Origin of the sequence: Clostridium sp. CAG:43, assembly GCF_000434655.1 — a bacterium.
Classification (GTDB): Bacteria; Bacillota; Clostridia; order Lachnospirales; family Lachnospiraceae; genus Otoolea; species Otoolea fessa.
On sequence record NZ_FR895071.1, the window covers coordinates 1 to 1,181 of the forward strand.

General features: G+C 44.5%; 2 protein-coding genes. Both read left to right on the plus strand.

Annotation, left to right across the window (positions count from 1 at the left end; translation table 11 throughout):
- Nucleotides 1-107 precede the first annotated feature (107 nt).
- On the plus strand, nucleotides 108-803 hold the full coding sequence (gene cobI, locus QVO97_RS05620; protein ID WP_022359409.1) for a precorrin-2 C(20)-methyltransferase: 696 nt from the start codon (nucleotides 108-110) through the stop codon (nucleotides 801-803).
- The coding region (locus tag QVO97_RS05625) for an ATP-binding cassette domain-containing protein (RefSeq protein WP_288189074.1) at nucleotides 796-1,181 on the plus strand (386 nt) is incomplete at its 3' end. The genes cobI and QVO97_RS05625, both read left to right, overlap by 8 nt.

Sequence of the window (1,181 nt, forward strand, 5' to 3'; positions counted from 1 at the left end):
AAAAGGCTAATTTCGTACTTTATTAAAAAAGCCAAAAAGGCATCATACAAAAATTTTAAAAGTTGAACACTTGAATTTCTCACAGTTTTCACAGAAAGGAAATGTTTATGATAAAAGGAACCTTATATGGTGTAGGAGTAGGTCCGGGCGATCCGCGGCTCATGACGTATCTGGCAGTTGACACGATTCAGAAGTGCCCGGTGATTGCGGTACCGGCGGATGGAAAGGAAAATGCAGTTTCCTATAAAATTGCCAGCGGGATCGTGGAAAATCTGGATGAAAAGGAATGCTTAAACCTCACTACTCCGATGACAAAAGATAAAGCTGTTTTAAATGCAGCATACCAGGCTGCCTCGGATCAGATTATAGAGCAGCTGGAACAGGGGAAGGATGTTGCCTGCCTCACGCTCGGAGATCCGACGATTTACAGTACCTATATTTATATCCATCGGATTGTAAAAGCACATGGTTATGCAACTGAAATCATCAATGGCATTCCGTCCTTCTGCGCGGTCAGCGCCAAGCTTCAGGACAGTCTTGTCGACCGCTCAGAACAGCTTCATATTATTCCGTCCACTTATGATATTGAGGCGGCGCTGGAACTTCCAGGTACCAAGGTCCTGATGAAAGCAGCTTCCAAGATGCCGCTTGTCAAGGCGACCCTGAAAGAAAAGCATATGACAGGTACCATGATCGAAAATTGTGGTATGCCAGAGGAGCATATTTATCATAAAATCGATGAAATTCCAGATCAGGCAAGTTATTATTCGATTATTGTCGTGAAGGAAGGGAACCATGATTGAATTAAAGCATCTGACAAAAAAATACGATCATTTTCTGGCGGTCGAGGATCTGAACCTGAAAATTGAGACAGGCGAGTTCTTTGGGCTTTTGGGACCGAATGGTGCCGGAAAAACGACCACCATCGGAATGCTCTCCACTCTCCTGCTTCCGACTTCGGGTGAAATCTGGATCAACGGAGAGCTGCTGACCCGTCAGAAAAATCAGCTGAAACAAAAACTCAGTGTCGTTACGCAGGAATACTCGATGCGTCAGGATATGACGATGAACGAGATTATGGAATATCAGGGACGTCTTTATTATATGCCGATCAAAAAGATTCGGGAGCGGTCAGAGGAATTGCTGGAATTCTGCGGGTTGATCGATTATCGGAAGAGAAC